Annotated in this window: 18 protein-coding genes; 3 read left to right on the forward strand and 15 right to left on the reverse strand. The window is 46.0% G+C overall.

Features of this window, described 5'->3' with window-relative positions; all coding sequences use genetic code 11:
* Nucleotides 1–81: 81 nt before the first annotated feature.
* A complete protein-coding gene (locus tag NL647_RS23075; RefSeq protein ID WP_005447588.1) occupies nucleotides 82–1,026 on the reverse strand; it encodes a flagellar motor protein MotB in 945 nt (314 codons plus the stop codon).
* Between the two features lie 15 nt (nucleotides 1,027–1,041).
* Nucleotides 1,042–1,803, reverse strand: coding sequence for a flagellar motor protein PomA (gene pomA / locus NL647_RS23080; RefSeq protein ID WP_005427558.1), 762 nt, complete (start codon nucleotides 1,801–1,803; stop codon nucleotides 1,042–1,044).
* 265 nt (nucleotides 1,804–2,068) lie between these two features.
* Here pomA and xseB point away from each other — a divergent pair, with 265 nt between their 5' ends.
* The 3 genes from xseB to dxs are packed head-to-tail and all read left to right on the forward strand — an operon-like array spanning nucleotide 2,069 to nucleotide 5,102.
* The gene (xseB, locus tag NL647_RS23085) at nucleotides 2,069–2,311 is read left to right on the forward strand and encodes an exodeoxyribonuclease VII small subunit (protein ID WP_005427560.1); all 243 of its coding nucleotides are present in this window, start codon (nucleotides 2,069–2,071) and stop codon (nucleotides 2,309–2,311) included.
* A gap of 21 nt (nucleotides 2,312–2,332) precedes the next feature.
* Complete coding sequence (gene ispA, locus NL647_RS23090) at nucleotides 2,333–3,217, forward strand: (2E,6E)-farnesyl diphosphate synthase (protein WP_005447589.1); 885 nt, start codon at nucleotides 2,333–2,335, stop codon at nucleotides 3,215–3,217.
* Between the two features lie 19 nt (nucleotides 3,218–3,236).
* Nucleotides 3,237–5,102, forward strand: a complete 1,866-nt coding sequence (gene dxs / locus NL647_RS23095; RefSeq protein ID WP_045488626.1) for a 1-deoxy-D-xylulose-5-phosphate synthase — start codon at nucleotides 3,237–3,239, stop codon at nucleotides 5,100–5,102.
* 89 nt (nucleotides 5,103–5,191) lie between these two features.
* On the opposite strand, the gene pgpA is transcribed toward dxs, so the two are convergent.
* The 13 genes from pgpA to tet(34) form a co-directional block, all read right to left on the reverse strand.
* A complete protein-coding gene (gene pgpA / locus NL647_RS23100) occupies nucleotides 5,192–5,695 on the reverse strand; it encodes a phosphatidylglycerophosphatase A (RefSeq protein ID WP_009697721.1) in 504 nt (167 codons plus the stop codon).
* Nucleotides 5,696–5,752: 57 nt separating this feature from the next.
* The gene (thiL, locus tag NL647_RS23105) at nucleotides 5,753–6,718 is read right to left on the reverse strand and encodes a thiamine-phosphate kinase (protein WP_005447592.1); all 966 of its coding nucleotides are present in this window, start codon (nucleotides 6,716–6,718) and stop codon (nucleotides 5,753–5,755) included.
* A gap of 78 nt (nucleotides 6,719–6,796) precedes the next feature.
* Complete coding sequence (gene nusB, locus NL647_RS23110; protein ID WP_005440182.1) at nucleotides 6,797–7,264, reverse strand: transcription antitermination factor NusB; 468 nt, start codon at nucleotides 7,262–7,264, stop codon at nucleotides 6,797–6,799.
* On the reverse strand, nucleotides 7,264–7,734 hold the full coding sequence (gene ribE / locus NL647_RS23115) for a 6,7-dimethyl-8-ribityllumazine synthase (RefSeq protein WP_005440184.1): 471 nt from the start codon (nucleotides 7,732–7,734) through the stop codon (nucleotides 7,264–7,266). The genes nusB and ribE overlap by 1 nt, the downstream gene beginning before the upstream one ends.
* 169 nt (nucleotides 7,735–7,903) lie before the next feature.
* The gene (gene ribBA, locus NL647_RS23120; RefSeq protein WP_005447594.1) at nucleotides 7,904–9,013 is read right to left on the reverse strand and encodes a bifunctional 3,4-dihydroxy-2-butanone-4-phosphate synthase/GTP cyclohydrolase II; all 1,110 of its coding nucleotides are present in this window, start codon (nucleotides 9,011–9,013) and stop codon (nucleotides 7,904–7,906) included.
* Nucleotides 9,014–9,165: 152 nt separating this feature from the next.
* Nucleotides 9,166–9,819 carry a riboflavin synthase gene (locus tag NL647_RS23125; RefSeq protein WP_253650707.1) on the reverse strand — a complete coding sequence of 218 codons (654 nt, stop codon included), beginning with the start codon at nucleotides 9,817–9,819 and terminating at the stop codon, nucleotides 9,166–9,168.
* 11 nt (nucleotides 9,820–9,830) lie between these two features.
* Entirely contained in the window at nucleotides 9,831–10,955 is a 1,125-nt protein-coding gene (gene ribD / locus NL647_RS23130) for a bifunctional diaminohydroxyphosphoribosylaminopyrimidine deaminase/5-amino-6-(5-phosphoribosylamino)uracil reductase RibD (protein WP_114092039.1), read from the reverse strand.
* A 7-nt stretch (nucleotides 10,956–10,962) separates the two neighbouring features.
* Nucleotides 10,963–11,412 (reverse strand): transcriptional regulator NrdR, encoded by a 450-nt coding sequence (nrdR, locus tag NL647_RS23135; RefSeq protein ID WP_005424846.1) that lies wholly within the window; start codon nucleotides 11,410–11,412, stop codon nucleotides 10,963–10,965.
* A 127-nt stretch (nucleotides 11,413–11,539) separates the two neighbouring features.
* Nucleotides 11,540–12,790: a glutamate-5-semialdehyde dehydrogenase gene (locus NL647_RS23140; protein WP_038898513.1), complete on the reverse strand. Its 1,251-nt coding sequence runs from the start codon at nucleotides 12,788–12,790 to the stop codon at nucleotides 11,540–11,542.
* A gap of 17 nt (nucleotides 12,791–12,807) precedes the next feature.
* Nucleotides 12,808–13,947 (reverse strand): glutamate 5-kinase, encoded by a 1,140-nt coding sequence (proB, locus tag NL647_RS23145; protein ID WP_005447599.1) that lies wholly within the window; start codon nucleotides 13,945–13,947, stop codon nucleotides 12,808–12,810.
* Nucleotides 13,948–14,069: 122 nt separating this feature from the next.
* The gene (gene crl, locus NL647_RS23150; RefSeq protein ID WP_005447601.1) at nucleotides 14,070–14,459 is read right to left on the reverse strand and encodes a sigma factor-binding protein Crl; all 390 of its coding nucleotides are present in this window, start codon (nucleotides 14,457–14,459) and stop codon (nucleotides 14,070–14,072) included.
* A 118-nt stretch (nucleotides 14,460–14,577) separates the two neighbouring features.
* Nucleotides 14,578–15,825: an esterase FrsA gene (gene frsA, locus NL647_RS23155; RefSeq protein ID WP_005447603.1), complete on the reverse strand. Its 1,248-nt coding sequence runs from the start codon at nucleotides 15,823–15,825 to the stop codon at nucleotides 14,578–14,580.
* Nucleotides 15,826–15,915: 90 nt separating this feature from the next.
* Nucleotides 15,916–16,380, reverse strand: coding sequence for an oxytetracycline resistance phosphoribosyltransferase domain-containing protein Tet(34) (gene tet(34) / locus NL647_RS23160; RefSeq protein WP_005447605.1), 465 nt, complete (start codon nucleotides 16,378–16,380; stop codon nucleotides 15,916–15,918).
* Between the last annotated feature and the right edge of the window lie 108 nt (nucleotides 16,381–16,488).

Consider the following 16,488-nt stretch of genomic DNA (forward strand, 5'->3'; position numbering starts at 1 on the left):
GCAAGATTATACACCTAAGCGAAATGGAATGACAAAAAAAGCGAGCTAACGCTCGCTTTTAGTATAAGAACAAATATCCGCTTATTGAATTACGGGTACTTCTTCACTGTAAAGTGGCTCACCTTGCATGATGCTGATTTCAACACGGCGGTTAAGTGCGCGGTTTGCATCAGAATCGTTTGGCGCTAATGGCTCAGTATCAGCCATGCCTCGCACTCGTAAGCGTTGGTGCGAGAAGCCTCTTACTTTCTCCATCTCTTGGGCAACCGATACAGCTCGTTGCGAAGACAAGTCCCAGTTAGAACGATACAGCTCAGAATCCAGCGGTTGGTTGTCCGTATGTCCAGACACTCGAACAATACCCGGTACGTCTTTCACCAGTTCGGCAATCTGGCGTACTAGTGGTCTGAATTTCGGCTGTAAGAACGCCGATCCTTCAGGAAACGCGCCTTTCTCTCGCATTCGAATCACAATTTGCTGACCGAGGTTTTCTACTTCAATCGCGCCTTGCTCAATCTCTCGCTCCAACGCTTTCTTGATGCTTTCCATCAAGGTTTCCATCTCTTGCGACGTTTGTTCAGACTGCTGTTGTTGCATGTCTGCTTCTGCCGATTGATTGTTTTGCGTTGAAGTTTCTGGTGATTGTCCCCCCGTCAGCTTACCTTGGTCACGTTTAGTACCACCTGCTCGGTCAGATTCCCCTTCATGGAATTCCAACGTCTGCTGAGTGATGTCCATGGTTTGCTGCATGATGACATCAATTGGCGTCGGCTCAGGGCGACCCGGTCGAAATTCCTGAGCGATGATGCTGGTACCTTTTGGGATGTCCTTCACTTCAAGTTGGTTTTGTACACCAAAAGCGAACTTCATCGAGCCCGCAATTTGTTTGAACTTCAATACGTCCATTTCCGAAAACGAAAGCAGCAGTACGAAGAAACACATCAGCAGTGACATCAAGTCAGCGAATGTCCCCATCCACAGCGGGAGACCGGGTGGCGGACAATCACATTTGTTATCTTCATCCATCAGATGACCTCCGGATTACTCGTCTATCTCGAGAGCGCGTTTACCCTCGTTGAGGTAGTTCTTCAAGTAACTATCGATAACACGAGGGTTTTGACCATCTTGGATCGCCAAAACACCATCCATAATCAAACGACGGTTTAACGTTTCTTGATCGCGACGTAATGAAAGCTTGTCTGCAATTGGGAAAAACACCATGTTAGAAAGCACCGCACCGTATAGTGTGGTCAAAAGCGCTACCGCCATCGCAGGACCGATCGCTTTTGGGTCATCCATGTTTGAAAGCATGGCTACCAGACCAACCAGTGTACCGATCATCCCCATCGCAGGGGCTACGTCACCAAATGCACGAAACACGCCTGTACCTTGCGTATGGCGCTCATCGGTAAGTGCAATGTCTTTCTGTAGTGCCGCACGTACAACGTCGGCATCATGTCCATCAACCAGTAAATCGATGCCTTTCTGCATAAAGCTGTTGTTGATTTCCATCTCTTCAAGAGCGAGGAAACCACCTTTACGTGCCGCGTCTGCCATTTCAACAATCTTAGCGATCAGATCTTCTGGCTCATCGGCTTTAAACATGAACGCTTTACCTGCGATCTTTGTCGCACCGAAGAACTGCCCCATGGTGAACTTCATCAACACAACAAATGCAGAGCCACCAACTACGATTAGGATTGAGGTAACGTCTACGAACATACCGATGCTGCCGCCTAGCACCATCGCCATGATGACGAATGCAAAACCACCGATCAAACCTATTAGGGTTGCTAAATCCACAAAGCACTCCTCTCGCTATACTTAAATATTGCCTAGTCAGGCGAATTATTACTTGTATCGACAACTAGAACAGTTTTTTTAGAAAAATCTTGGTCAATACGTCACAAAAAGATCGTTTAGCTCCGAAGTCTATGATCAATATCGTCTTATCAGACCTGTCTAACGCTAATTTTGTGACAATTATATAAGGTTAAATTTGACCAACTTAGTAGGCTAAGGTAACTTGCGTGCATTCTATTAGAGGCTCTATTAAGGCAGATAAAAGATGGCGGTCAAGAAACCAGAAAATATGACCTTCGAAGCAACAATTGAAGAGCTAGATAGCTTAGTTGATCAATTAGAGAATGGCGATCTTGCCCTTGATGATGCCCTACGTAAATTTGAACGTGGCATTGCACTGGCTCGTGCTGGTCAAACAAAACTGAGCGACGCCGAACAGCGCGTAAGCATTCTTCTTAGCGAAGATGATGAAGCACCACTGAGTGACTTCAACCCTGAGTCAGAATAATAATCAGTAGTGAGCAATGTGATGCAAGAGACATTGACGTCTTATCAACAACGAAACAACCAACAACTCAATCTGTGGCTTGAGCAATTGCCTCACCAAGAACAGCCGCTGATTCAAGCGATGAAATATGGTCTGCTGCTTGGCGGAAAACGTGTTCGTCCTTTCCTTGTTTACATCACTGGTCAAATGCTAGGTTGTAAGCCAGAAGATCTCGACACGCCAGCGTCTGCTATTGAGTGTATTCACGCCTACTCTCTGATTCACGATGATCTACCTGCAATGGACGACGATGCGCTGCGTCGCGGTCAACCGACTTGCCACATTAAGTTTGATGAAGCCACAGCAATCTTGACTGGTGATGCTCTACAAACATTGGCATTCACGATTCTTGCTGAAGGTAAACTGAATCCGAACGCGGAAAGCCAGCGTATAAAGATGGTACAAGCACTAGCGCAAGCTTCTGGTGCAAGTGGCATGTGTCTTGGTCAAGCGTTAGATTTAGGTGCAGAGAATCGTCGAGTTTCTCTCGCAGATTTGGAAGAAATTCATCGCAATAAAACTGGTGCACTGATTAACTGTGCGGTCAAACTTGGTGCGTTAGCCGCAGGCGAAAAAGGCCTGGAAGTATTGCCACACCTAGAACGCTACTCAAAAGCGATCGGTCTGGCGTTTCAGGTTCAAGACGATATTCTTGATATCATTAGTGACACAGAAACACTGGGTAAGCCTCAAGGCTCAGACCAAGAGCTGAACAAGAGCACTTATCCATCTCTACTGGGTTTGGAGGGAGCAATGGAGAAAGCTCACACTCTGTTACAGGAAGCACTTCAAGCATTGGAAGCAATCCCATACAATACTCAGTTACTCGAAGAGTTCGCCCGATATGTCATCGAGCGCAAGAACTAAACTATAAGCGCGCATTTATATGACTCTTGATATTTCAAAATACCCGACACTGGCGTTAGCAAATACACCGGAGGAGTTGCGTCTTCTTCCGAAAGAAACATTGCCGACATTGTGCGATGAACTACGCACGTATCTGCTAAATTCAGTGAGTCAGTCTAGCGGACATTTAGCGTCTGGCTTAGGCACAGTAGAGCTAACGGTCGCTCTGCACTATGTATATAACACACCTGTTGACCAGCTAATCTGGGATGTGGGTCATCAGGCTTACCCACATAAGATTCTGACAGGTCGTCGTGATCAAATGCCTACTATCCGTCAAAAAGACGGGCTTCACCCATTCCCTTGGCGCGAAGAGAGCGAGTACGACACCTTATCTGTTGGCCACTCATCGACTTCTATCAGTGCTGGTCTCGGTATGGCCATTAGCGCAGAAAAAGAAGGTCAAGGTCGTAAAGTGGTCAGCGTAATCGGTGATGGTGCCATTACGGCTGGTATGGCTTTTGAAGCAATGAACCACGCTGGTGACGTTCACCCTGACATGCTAGTGATTCTAAACGACAACGAAATGTCGATTTCAGAGAACGTAGGCGCGCTGAACAATCACCTTGCGAAAGTCCTTTCTGGCAGCTTGTACACTTCTATCCGTGAAGGCGGCAAGAAAGTGCTGTCCGGTGTCCCACCGATCAAAGAGTTGGTGCGTCGTACAGAAGAGCACCTAAAAGGTATGGTCGTTCCTGGCACGTTATTCGAAGAGCTTGGCTTCAACTACATCGGTCCTATCGATGGTCACGATGTCAACGAGCTCGTCAAGACATTGAAAAACATGCGTGAGTTGAAAGGTCCACAATTCCTGCACATCATGACCAAGAAAGGTAAAGGTTATGAGCCAGCAGAAAAAGATCCTATCGGCTACCACGGTGTACCAAAGTTCGACCCATCACATAACAGTTTGCCGAAGAGCAGTGGCGGCAAGCCAACCTTCTCTAAGATCTTTGGTGATTTCCTATGTGACATGGCAGCGCAAGATCCTAAGCTGATGGCGATTACACCAGCAATGCGTGAAGGCTCTGGTATGGTTCGCTTCTCAAAAGAGTACCCTGAGCAGTACTTTGACGTAGCGATCGCAGAGCAGCATGCCGTGACACTTGCAACAGGTATGGCAATTGCGGGCGATCACCCGATCGTAGCAATCTACTCTACCTTCCTACAGCGTGGTTATGATCAACTGATCCACGACGTTGCGATCATGGATTTGCCAGTGATGTTCGCTATCGACCGTGCAGGTCTGGTTGGCGCAGATGGTCAAACTCACCAAGGCGCGTTCGATCTCAGCTTTATGCGTTGTATCCCGAACATGGTAATCATGGCACCAAGTGACGAAAACGAATGTCGTCAGATGCTGTACACAGGCCACAAACACACGGGTCCAAGCGCGGTTCGTTACCCACGCGGTAGCGGTATGGGCACTGAAATCGAAAAAGACTTCACTGCACTTGAAATCGGTAAAGGTCGTATCGTGCGTAAAGGCGAGAAAGTGGCAATTCTTAGCTTCGGTACCTTCTTAGGTAACGCACTGGAGGCGGCTGAAAACCTCAACGCAACAGTTGCTGATATGCGCTTTGTTAAGCCTCTTGATGAAGCCTTGATCCGTCAGCTCGCCGCTGAGCATGATGTTCTGGTCACACTAGAAGAGAATGCGATTGCAGGTGGCGCTGGTGCAGGTGTAATTGAGTTTATGATGCAAGATAAGATCATCAAGCCAGTACTAAATCTTGGCTTGCCAGATCGCTTCATACCTCAAGGTACGCAAGACGAGCTGCACGAAGAACTTGGTTTAGACGCAAAAGGTATCGAGAAATCAATCAACGATTACCTAGCCAAGTAAATAGACGTAAAGCCATAAAATCGCGTAAACACAAAAAAGGGATGCTCTGGCATCCCTTTTGTTTATTTGTCGATGGTCAGTGGTAGGTACTACATCCAACCTGCGTATTTCGCCACAAAAAACAGTGCGATACCCGCCATAATGCCCGCCACGATATCATCAATCATGATACCTAAGCCGCCATGAACACGTTTATCTAACCAACCGATAGGCCACGGTTTTACCATGTCAAAGAAGCGGAACAAGATAAAACCAGTAAGTAACCATTTCCATTCTGTTAAAGGAATATTCAGTGCAGGCACTAAGCTCATAGTGATCCAAAAGCCCGCAAATTCATCCCACACGATTGAGCCATGGTCATGAACGCCCATGTCGTCTGATGTCACTTGGCAGATCTTAATGCCAATCACACAAGAGATAAGTACGGCGACCACGTATAGTGGAAAAGGCAATTGGGCTAACAATAGAAATAATGGTACAGATGCCAGTGTGCCCATTGTGCCTGGCACTACAGGTGATAAACCGCTACCAAAACCTGTCGCCAATAAATGCCACGGGTTCTTTAATGAAATCAGAGAGAGAGGGTTGGTCATTTCCTTAAACCTATACTGCAAGTTTGGTTTCAATCTTAGGCTAGAGCCTAGCTCATATCATTTAAAGTGGTCAAAGCCACTCAGATCCCAATCAAGTGGTTGATTGTTATCATGCAGCTCGAAGGTACCTTTTGGTCGAATCTGACCAATACACGTGACTTTACATCCGATATGAGACAAAGCGCTTTGTAATGAGCCACGGTTTTGCTCTGGCACAGTAAAGCACAGTTCGTATTCTTCGCCACTTGATAGAGCATACTGCTGTGCGATGACCTTATCATCTAAAAACTGAACCAGTTCTGAAGAAATTGGCAATTGGGAAACATCTAAGCTCACACCAACATCAGAACGTTTGAGGATGTGTTTGATATCAGAGATTAAACCATCAGAGATATCAATCGCAGCCGAAGCCAACCCAACGAGCGCTTGACCAGCCAAAACACGAGGTGAGCTAAGATAATGCGCTGTCTCAAGTTCCTGCGCAGCAATACGCGAGCGCAGTGAATCATCCAAAATCACATCCAGACCGGCTTTGGCATCTCCAAGGTTGCCCGTGACATAAACCCAGTCCCCGACTTTCGCCCCAGAGCGAGTCAGTGCTTTCCCTTCTGGTACAAACCCTTGCACGGTGAGCGTCAGGCTCAGCGGACCTTTTGTGGTATCACCACCAATAAGTTGAATACCAAAATAATCCGCCAGCTCAAAAAATGCATCACAAAAAGGAGCGAGCCAAGCTTCATCAGGCTTAGGCATCGTCAATGCAAAGCTCACCCACGCCGGCGTTGCACCCATTGCCGCGAGATCACTAATATTTGATGCCAACGCCTTATGTGCGACCCAAGCAGGGTTTGCATCCGCAAGAAAATGGGTTCCAGCCACTAACGTATCAGTACTAATGGCAATTTGTACGTTATCTGGCGCTTTCACTAACGCACAGTCGTCACCCGCCGCTAGGTGTACGTCTTTGCGTTGGCTTTGACGTCCAACAAAGTACTTATCGATCAGATTGAATTCACCAGACATTATTCACTTACTTTTTGATGGAAAAGCTTTTGATACAAAAAAGGTCAGCATCTGCTGACCTTTTTAATGAAGAAATCGTTATTTCTTACGTACGTGTGGCGCCGCTTTATCTAGCACACCATTCACAAATTTGTGGCTGTCTTCTGCCGCGAATACTTTTGCAAGTTCAATCGCTTCGTTGATTACCACTTTGTAAGGAACATCTTCGCGACGAGTCATCTCGTACATAGCAAGACGAAGAAGAGCAAGTTCCATCATGTCTAGGTCCTGCATTGGACGAGACACGTATGGACGGATTTTGCTATCTAGCTCAGAGTGGCTAAGTACAACACCGCTTAGTAGTTCACGGAAGTAAGCTACGTCTGTTTCTGGAGCAGCAAGTGCAGGCTCAGATGCGTGAAGTTCTTCTTCATCGTATTTGTCGCCAGACAAAAACTGTTCTTCGATCGTGGCAACATTATCTTTAGTAATTTGCCATGAATAGATCGCTTGTAGAGCGAATTGACGTGCGTTACGACGTGCGGCTGGTTTCACACTGGCCCCCATTAGGAATCAATTTCAGATAGTACATTAATCATTTCAAGTGCGCTTAGTGCAGCCTCTGCACCTTTATTACCAGCCTTGGTTCCTGCGCGTTCAATCGCTTGATCGATAGTATCAACAGTCAATACACCAAATGCTACTGGAAGACTGTACTCCAGAGAAACTTGTGCAAGACCCTTGTTACACTCACTACAAACATAGTCAAAGTGCGGTGTACCGCCACGAATTACTGTACCTAGAGATACGATTGCATCGTACTTACCAGTTTTAGCAACACGTTGAGCTACTAGAGGTAGTTCTACGGCACCTGGGCAACGAACAACAGTGATGTTGTCTTCGCTTACTTGTCCGTGACGCTTTAGTGTATCGATCGCACCAGATAGTAGGCTTTCGTTAATAAAACTGTTGAAACGAGAAATAACGATAGCAATTTTTGCATTTGGCGCTGGGAAGCCACCCTCGATCACTTTCATAAGCTTTCCTTTAACTCTATTTATAAGTGAAAATTGTTCATCAAGTGAGAATCGCCGGATTCTATCACAATTTTGTGAGCAATATCTAATGGAAATTAGGGACGAATCACGAGTTCCTCGCCTTAGCGACGATAAGTGCGTGTAAGACTAGGAACTCGCTGGTCAGTTATTATTCGCAGACGTACTCAACCACATTCAGACCAAAACCGCCGAGTGCGTGGTACTTCTTGTTGGTTGAAGAAAGCAGGCGCATATCGTGAATGCCCAGATCAGCAAGGATTTGAGAGCCGACACCCACTCGGCGTGACGTACCTTGCTTCTTAGCAAGCGTTGGTGCTTCGCCTTTGTCTTGTGCTTCAAACATTTTCACTCGGTGAATAAGCAGATCGGTTGACTCTTCGTTGCCAAGTACAACCAGAACACCACCTTCTTCGCCAATGCGCTTCATTGCTTTCTCAAGTGTCCAGCTACGCTCTGCGTTGCGGTCACTTCGAAGGACATCGGTAAATACATCTTGTAAATGAACGCGGACCAATGGCGCTTCAGAAGCAAGGTCACCCTTACACATTGCGTAGTGCACTTGGTTATCAATCGTGTCTTTGTAAGTCACAAGCGTGAACTCACCGAACTCTGTTGGCAATGCACACTCAGCAACACGTTCAATCGTTGTTTCGGTGTTATTGCGGTATTCAATCAAGTCCGCAATAGTACCTAGCTTTAAGCCGTGCTTTTCAGCAAATACTTCAAGATCAGGACGACGTGCCATCGTGCCGTCGTCGTTTAGGATCTCAACGATAACCGATGCTGGCTCTAGACCTGCAAGGCGAGCCAAATCGCAGCCTGCTTCTGTATGACCAGCGCGAGTTAGAACGCCACCATCTTGTGCTGCTAGAGGGAAGATATGACCAGGTTGAACTAAATCAGCTGCTTTCGCATTTGGCGCAACGGCAGCTTGTACAGTGCGAGCACGGTCTGCGGCAGAGATACCTGTCGTAACACCTTCAGCCGCTTCAATAGAAACGGTAAAGTTTGTGGTGTATTGCGCATTGTTGTCTTGCACCATTGGCGGTAAACCAAGGCTTTCACAACGAGCTTTTGTCATGGTTAGACAGATCAAGCCACGACCATGCGTAGCCATAAAGTTGATTGCTTCCGGCGTAATGTGCTCGGCAGCCATGATCAAATCACCTTCATTCTCGCGGTCTTCATCATCCATCAGGATGACCATTTTGCCCGCGCGAATGTCATCAATAATTTCTTGAGGCGTGCTGATAGGCATATTCTGTTTCCCGTTATTCATAAATTTATTATTGCAGCAGCAATACGTTTAACGTTTCGGTTAGCCATGTCTACTGGCTTTAGCGCAGTTTGCAGCCAACCCTTATTAAGTCAATTAACCTGATAACGTTCTGTGATTATTGTCGGTTTCGCCTACGCAAAACCATTTTGCTGCAAGAAGTCCATGGTAATACGTGACTGTTGCGATTCTTCTTTTTGACCTTGTAGCAAGCGTTCCATGTAGCGAGCCAGTACATCCACTTCTAGGTTCACTTTGCGACCCACCTGGAACTGATCAATCGTGGTCTCTTCACTGGTGTGAGGAACAATCGTCAATTTAAAACCATTTTTACGTAGGTCATTGACGGTCAGACTAATGCCATCCACTGTGATCGAGCCTTTTTCTGCGACGTACTTACTGATTTCAGCAGGCATTTCTACCCAGAATTCAATCGCTCGACCAACTTGGTTGCGCTCAACAATCACGCCCACGCCATCGACGTGACCAGACACAATGTGCCCACCAAAACGTGTCGTTGGTAACATGGCCTTTTCCAGGTTCACTTTATCGCCAACTTGGTAAGCGGCAAAACCTGTTTTATTCAGCGTTTCCAGTGATAAGTCAGCACTGTAATAGTTGCTACCGAAGTCGACGACCGTCAAGCACACACCATTCGTTGCGATACTGTCCCCCAACTTAACGTCAGACATATCCAACTTGCCAACTTCGACCGTAACGGTGATGTCTTCGCCTTTTGGCGTGATTGCAGTTAGTTTGCCAACTGCTTCTACAATTCCTGTAAACATAATGCTTCTTTCTAGCTTTGGTTGCGTTTGACGGTTGCGGTAATGCGAATATCCACCCCTACCATTCGAACGTCGGTAATAGTTAAATCGATAACTTGTGCCATATCGGTTAGCCCAAGAGCACCAATCAAACCTCGCCCATCGCTGCCCATTAATTTAGGAGCAAGATAAACAATCAGTTCATCTACAAGGTTAGCTTTGATTAATGAACTCGCGAGTGTAGCGCCAGCTTCAACCCACAAGTGATTAATATGATATTCGCTCGCTACAGCTTTTAATGTCGCCGTTAAGTCAATTTGACCATTTTCCGTCAGCTCAGGCGCAATATCGCCGTCGTGACTAACAATAATACGCTCACCGTCAGTATTAAATAGTTTTAGATCATCGCTAAGTTGAGACTGGCGATCGAAAATCACACGAGGAGGCTGACGAACTTCATCTTGAGGATATTGAGCTTGCACACTGCATGGCAGGTCATCCCAACGCACATTCAGCGATGCATTGTCATCAATGACTGTCTTACTGGTAGAGAGAATAGCGCCACTCAACGCTCGATAACGCTGTACATCTTGGCGAGCCTTTGGGGAGGTGATCCATTGACTCTGACCATTATTGAGTGCACTTTGCCCATCGAGGCTGGCTGCCATTTTCAACTGAACATAAGGCATGCCAGTTTGCATGAACTTGATAAACCCTTTGTTCAGCTCGCTCGCATCGCTTTCTAATAAGCCAACTTGAACGTCTACCCCCGCATCGCGCAGCATTTGAAAACCGCGTCCTGCAACTTTCGGGTTTGGATCTTCCATTGCACAAACAACACGTGCGACTTTGGCTTTGATTAGCCCCTCTGCACAAGGTGGCGTACGACCATAATGAGAGCAAGGTTCCAGTGTCACATATGCCGTTGCGCCTTCAGCTTTATTGCCAGCCATACGCATCGCGTGAACTTCAGCATGAGGCTCCCCCGCACGATGGTGATGACCTTCGCCAACAATCTCACCGTCACGGACAATAACGCAGCCTACATTCGGGTTAGGTGCCGTTGTATAAATGCCGCGCTTCGCTAACTTGAGCGCACGCGACATCATTTCGAAATCTTGAGAGGTAAATTCTGAAGAGAGAGATTGTTGAGCCATGATTCAATCAGTCTTCTAGGCGAGCAATTTCTTCGCCGAATTCACGGATGTCTTCAAAGCTACGATAAACTGATGCAAAGCGGATATAAGCGACTTTATCCAGCTCTTTCAATTGATCCATAACCAAATTACCAATCATTTCACTTGGTACTTCACGTTCACCAGTTGCACGCAGTTGGGACTTAATCATGCTGATGGCTAGCTCAATAGAGTCAGCACTAACTGGACGTTTTTCTAAGGCACGTTGAATACCACCAACCATTTTATCTTCATCAAATGGTTCACGGTTACCGTTAGATTTAATCACTTTCGGCATCACCAACTCTGCGGTCTCAAACGTTGTAAAACGTTCACTGCACGCAAGGCATTGACGACGACGACGCACTTGATGCCCATCAGCAACCAAGCGTGAATCAATTACTTTTGTGTCGTTCTCAGAACAAAAAGGACAATGCATATCACCTCCAAATAGCTTGCAATTGGGTTCGTCCCAAAAGCAAGACTAGTGTAGCGGAATTGCTATGTTAGAGAAAACAAAAAGGGGCATCGCTGCCCCTTTTTCAATCAATATCAAACGGTTTCTGTTAACTGCGTGCTAAGTAGTTCGCTTTACCAACCCATTTGTAGCTGGTCAGTTCTTCCAAACCCATAGGACCACGAGCATGCAGTTTCTGAGTTGATACCGCAACTTCGGCACCTAAACCAAACTGAGCACCGTCAGTAAAACGTGTTGCGGCATTTACGTAAACCGCCGCAGAACCGACAGAGTTAATGAACAATTCTGAGTTTTGTAGGCTGTTTGTCATGATCGCATCTGAGTGGCTCGCGTTGTGAACGCGCATGTGATCAATCGCTTCTTTCACATCAGCAACCACTTTTACACCTAGCGTGTAACTTAGCCATTCCGTATCAAAATCACCTTCACCCGCATCGCGAATTTGTTTCGCTTGTGCCATCAGTGCTTTTGCTTTTGGCTCTGCGACAAAAGTTACGTTTTCGTTCATGCGTTCTACGATCATTGGCAGGAACTGCGCAGCGATATTCTCGTGAACCAGCAAAGTATCTAGCGAGTTACATGCGGACGGACGTTGAACTTTTGAGTTTTCAACAACATTGAGTGATTTCTCTAGCTCTGCTGATTCATCAACAAAAATGTGGCTAATACCAAAACCACCAATGATCACTGGAATGGTGCTGTTCTCTTTACACATTTTGTGTAGACCAGCGCCACCACGTGGAATGATCATATCGACGTAGTCGTCTAGCTTAAGTAATTGAGAAACCAACTCACGATCCGGTTTTTCAATGTACTGAACAGAAGCCGCTGGCAAGTTTGCTTTCGCAAGTGCCGATTGGATAACCTTCACCAGCTCCATATTAGAGAAAAATGTCTCTTTACCACCACGTAGGATGCTTGCATTACCTGTTTTTAGACACAAAGCAGCAATATCGATGGTTACATTCGGACGCGCTTCGTAAATCACACCAACGACACCAAGTGGCACGCGACGACGAGACAGAGACATGCCGTTTTCTAGAACTTTGCTGTCAATTTCACTGCCCACAGGATCGTTAAGGCTGATCACATTACGAACATCGTTAGCAATACCCGTTAAGCGCTCTTCATTCAGTAAAAGGCGGTCAAGTAATGCATCCGTTAGACCCGCTTCGCGACCTAACTCAATATCTTTTGCGTTTGCAGCCAAAATAGTTGCTGCATTTGCTTCTAGCTCATCGGCGATAATGGCTAGTGCTTGGTTCTTTTGTGCGGTTGACGCTGTCGCCAATTCGAAAGCTGCATCTTTGGCAGCTTTACCCATATTCGTTAAATCCACTTTGCTTCCCTCAATTTCTATTCTTGAATGACGACAAGATCATCGCGATGAATCACTTCTGAGCCGTAGTCATGACCCAAAATAGAGATGATATCTTTACTGTGCTTACCTGCAATTTTCGCTAGGTCTTCACTTGAGTAGGCACTGATACCACGAGCAACCAGTTTACCGTGGGAGTTTGTCACGCGGGCGACTTCGCCACGAGCAAAATCACCACTTACTTTAATAACGCCTTTCGCAAGCAGACTACTGCCCTTACCTACAACCGCGTTAACGGCACCGTCATCAATAATGATGTCACCAGACGCCGCAGGACCGGCTAAGATCCAACGCTTACGGTTTTCTAGTGCTTCAGAACACGGTAGGAAACGTGTGCCTTGTGGCTCTGAACTCAATGAGTCAAAGATAACATTTGGTGCACTACCAGCGGCGATAATAACTTCAATACCTGCACGGCGAGCTATGTCTGCCGCTTGAAGTTTGGTTGCCATGCCGCCCGTACCTAGCGTTGTGCCACTACCACCTGCAATTTTACGCAAAGTATCATCGATAGTTTTCACTTCTTTGATCAGCTCAGCATTCGGATCTTTACGTGGGTCTGCGGTAAACAAACCTTTTTGATCAGTCAGGAGCAGCAATTTGTCTGCACCACACAAAATCCCCACCAAAGCAGACAAGTTATCGTTATCACCTACTTTGATTTCATTTGTTGCGACAGCATCGTTTTCATTAACGATAGGGATAATGTCATTCGCAACCAACGCATTAATGGTGTCACGTGCGTTAAGGAAACGTTCACGATCGTCCAAATCAGCGCGAGTCAGTAGCATCTGACCAATTTTGATACCGTAAATACCAAACAAAGACTCCCATGTTTGAATCAGACGGCTCTGACCCACGGCTGCAAGCAACTGTTTGCTCGCCATCGCGTTGGGCAGTGCGGGGTATCCAAGATGCTCACGGCCTGCTGCAATCGCACCAGACGAAACCATTACTACTGAATGGCCTTGTTTTTTAAGCTCAGCACATTGACGAGCCAGCTCTACCATATGAGCACGGTCTAACGCCAAAGTGCCGCCTGTCAGCACACTTGTACCCAGTTTCACAACGACGGTCTGTGGTTGTGAAACAACTGCATTCTGTTGATTCGTTGTCATGATGTCTTCTGAAATGAAAAACAAATAAAGAGTGGATGTTTTAGCAATCAAATGGGGATTTAACAAGCAGAAAAGGTGCGAAAACGCACCTTTTTGTCTTATCAGGGAAGAAAACAGCCAAATTAGGCGAAATCAAACGATTCGGTGTGATATTCCACTTCCAGTTTGAAATGCTCAGCCACTGTATCAATAAGCTTTTGATGGAAGGTACTTTGTGTCAAGTACACTTCTTCTACTACCTTATTTGGTAATGGTTCTGAGGTCCATTCCCCTTCTTTGTTGTATTTACCAATATGGTATTTTGCCGTAAAGCCACCTTCGATGGACTCCAAGTCCATCCACCAGCCCCAAAATTCACGTTTCTCAGGTGACTTTTTGTCGTCTACACAGACAGATAGACAGTCAAAATAGTAGTGCCCTTCTTGTGATTGTGGTTCGCGCAGGTACGGACCTATCGCCTTCAACTTTGACATCAAGCGAAAGTGAGTCGGCCCTTGTGTCGTCTCTGACATAAGAATCTCCGTTTCCATAGTAAGGATATTTAGCTATCCAAGAATGATTATTATTTTTAATTATCATGAGCTTATTTTTTGCTCACATATATCACTCTTAACTAAATTAGGAGATTTGTCATCTTAATAATTCGTCCTCCAACCACTTTATGGCTAAATCGAGGGATTGCTCATAACCTTTTGTAATTGTCTTGGAACTGATTTTCTTGGCTTGTCCGTACTGGCTAAACAGTGCTACCAACTGGTTATCACTATGAGGTGAAACTGGGTCCCCTTCGAGACTCAATGCTAAAATTGGCACCTTAGTTTTGCGGCTACTTAGGAAACCTTGTACCTTGAGTGACCATGCCATCATCTGTCCGGCCATGCTATTGATGTCAACAGCACTCTTACCAAGGCGAGACGCTAATAGGTCAAGGTACATCTTCGGCATTTGCTGCAACTTTTTAGGCGACGTAAACAGATCATGCACTGGTGCTCCCATAGCCACACAAGCTTTGATCTTTTCTTGCTCAACAAACGAAAGACGAATCATGGCATTACCGCCAAAGCGGAAACCAATCAATCCAACCTTGTGGTGATCAACCCAAGGTAGAGAATACAGTTCATTCAAAACCGCTTGATGAAGGCAACTGGAGTTTTCAGTCAGCGGCCAATGTGAACTATGACCGACTGATGGCATATCAATAGTCACCATCGCAATGTCTTTTGGAGCTAAGTGGTTTCTGAACAAGCGCCACATATCCGTTTGCAAGCTGTCCAAACCAGCACTGACCATTACAACTGGTAATTGTTTATCTGTGCGAGGAAGATGCAGGTTCGCGATGATCTTGCGTTTTTGGTAAGGCACTTCGATCTGCTTGATCACGTATTTAGTTTTTTCTGAGCCTTCTGAATACGCTTTGTTCGCCAATACCTGTGCTTGAATGGCTAAGTTGTCATTCTTTAAATGTGGATAGCCTGCAATGCTAAAACACAATGAAGCCGTAAACAGCTCATCAGCCGCTTCCTCCCCCTTCATTTCATTCGCGCGGCGTTGATGCTCCATGCCTAACTTAATCCACTCAAACGTCCAGTTACCACCGTGGTAACCCATGACCGTATCAAGCCATTTATCTTCGGTACGAGAATGATTCGATGACGCGATTTTAGAAAGTACCCCTTCCATTTCGATAGGAGATAAGCCCTGCCACGCCCATTGAAGACGTCTCAAATGACGATACCAAGCACGATCTTCATGCTCTTCTCGCTCATCAAGAATCTTTTGGCTGGTCGGCATGTATTGAGTAAGTGCAGAGGTTTCTTTCGCTTGTTTGTGTTTGACAAACAAAGTTTCGGAGAGGTTTTTACTGACGTCTTCTGACATAGGAAGAACTCTAGGCTGGTTGCAATAGCGTAATAATAATAAAAAAAATGCCCCTATAAAGGGGCATTTCTCAATATTCTTAGTGCAAACTTATTTTTGCTTGCGATTTACTGGCTCAGCGTACTGGATAGACATATCCCAAGGTTGCTCGATCCAAGTGTCTTGTGCGATGTCTACTACGTAGTCATCAAGTAGCTCTTTACCAGAAGGCTTAGCACATACAGCAATCAGTTTTGCTTTCGGGTACATTTCACGAAGTTTACGCGCTGTATCACCGCTATCTACTAGGTCTTCAATGATTAGGTAACCTTCACCGTCACCTTCTGGTGCTTTAAGCACTGTCATGTCACGTTGATGATCGTGGTCGTAGCTTGAGATACAAATTGTATCTACGTAGCGAATACCTAGCTCACGAGCCAAGATAGCACCAGGAACCAAGCCGCCACGGCTTACCGCCCAAATACCTTTCCATTGCTCAGCTGGCATTTGTTTCTCAGCCAGTTCACGGCAGTAAGACTGCATCGCATCCCAAGTGATAATGAATTTTTTACTCATTGTAATAACCTAATAATTTCAAAATATGCATCCCCGTGACCTAGCTGATGGCGCTGAAATGGACTCATCAATCTAGATTTCCCACACCAGAGGAAATGGGGGTTTCAA

The organism is Vibrio sp. Y29_XK_CS5 (genome assembly GCF_024181835.1).
GTDB classification, from domain to species: domain Bacteria; phylum Pseudomonadota; class Gammaproteobacteria; order Enterobacterales; family Vibrionaceae; genus Vibrio; species Vibrio harveyi.

What these genes read in the sequence shown, in the direction of transcription:
- NL647_RS23075 (WP_005447588.1), bottom strand. Translation starts at nt 1,026, where the DNA reads ATGGATGAAGATAACAAATGTGATTGTCCGCCACCCGGTCTCCCGCTG.
- xseB (WP_005427560.1), top strand. Translation starts at nt 2,069, where the DNA reads ATGGCGGTCAAGAAACCAGAAAATATGACCTTCGAAGCAACAATTGAA.
- ispA (WP_005447589.1), top strand. Translation starts at nt 2,333, where the DNA reads ATGCAAGAGACATTGACGTCTTATCAACAACGAAACAACCAACAACTC.
- dxs (WP_045488626.1), top strand. Translation starts at nt 3,237, where the DNA reads ATGACTCTTGATATTTCAAAATACCCGACACTGGCGTTAGCAAATACA.
- pgpA (WP_009697721.1), bottom strand. Translation starts at nt 5,695, where the DNA reads ATGACCAACCCTCTCTCTCTGATTTCATTAAAGAACCCGTGGCATTTA.
- thiL (WP_005447592.1), bottom strand. Translation starts at nt 6,718, where the DNA reads ATGTCTGGTGAATTCAATCTGATCGATAAGTACTTTGTTGGACGTCAA.
- nusB (WP_005440182.1), bottom strand. Translation starts at nt 7,264, where the DNA reads ATGGGGGCCAGTGTGAAACCAGCCGCACGTCGTAACGCACGTCAATTC.
- ribE (WP_005440184.1), bottom strand. Translation starts at nt 7,734, where the DNA reads ATGAAAGTGATCGAGGGTGGCTTCCCAGCGCCAAATGCAAAAATTGCT.
- ribBA (WP_005447594.1), bottom strand. Translation starts at nt 9,013, where the DNA reads ATGCCTATCAGCACGCCTCAAGAAATTATTGATGACATTCGCGCGGGC.
- NL647_RS23125 (WP_253650707.1), bottom strand. Translation starts at nt 9,819, where the DNA reads ATGTTTACAGGAATTGTAGAAGCAGTTGGCAAACTAACTGCAATCACG.
- ribD (WP_114092039.1), bottom strand. Translation starts at nt 10,955, where the DNA reads ATGGCTCAACAATCTCTCTCTTCAGAATTTACCTCTCAAGATTTCGAA.
- nrdR (WP_005424846.1), bottom strand. Translation starts at nt 11,412, where the DNA reads ATGCATTGTCCTTTTTGTTCTGAGAACGACACAAAAGTAATTGATTCA.
- proB (WP_005447599.1), bottom strand. Translation starts at nt 13,947, where the DNA reads ATGACAACGAATCAACAGAATGCAGTTGTTTCACAACCACAGACCGTC.
- crl (WP_005447601.1), bottom strand. Translation starts at nt 14,459, where the DNA reads ATGTCAGAGACGACACAAGGGCCGACTCACTTTCGCTTGATGTCAAAG.
- frsA (WP_005447603.1), bottom strand. Translation starts at nt 15,825, where the DNA reads ATGTCAGAAGACGTCAGTAAAAACCTCTCCGAAACTTTGTTTGTCAAA.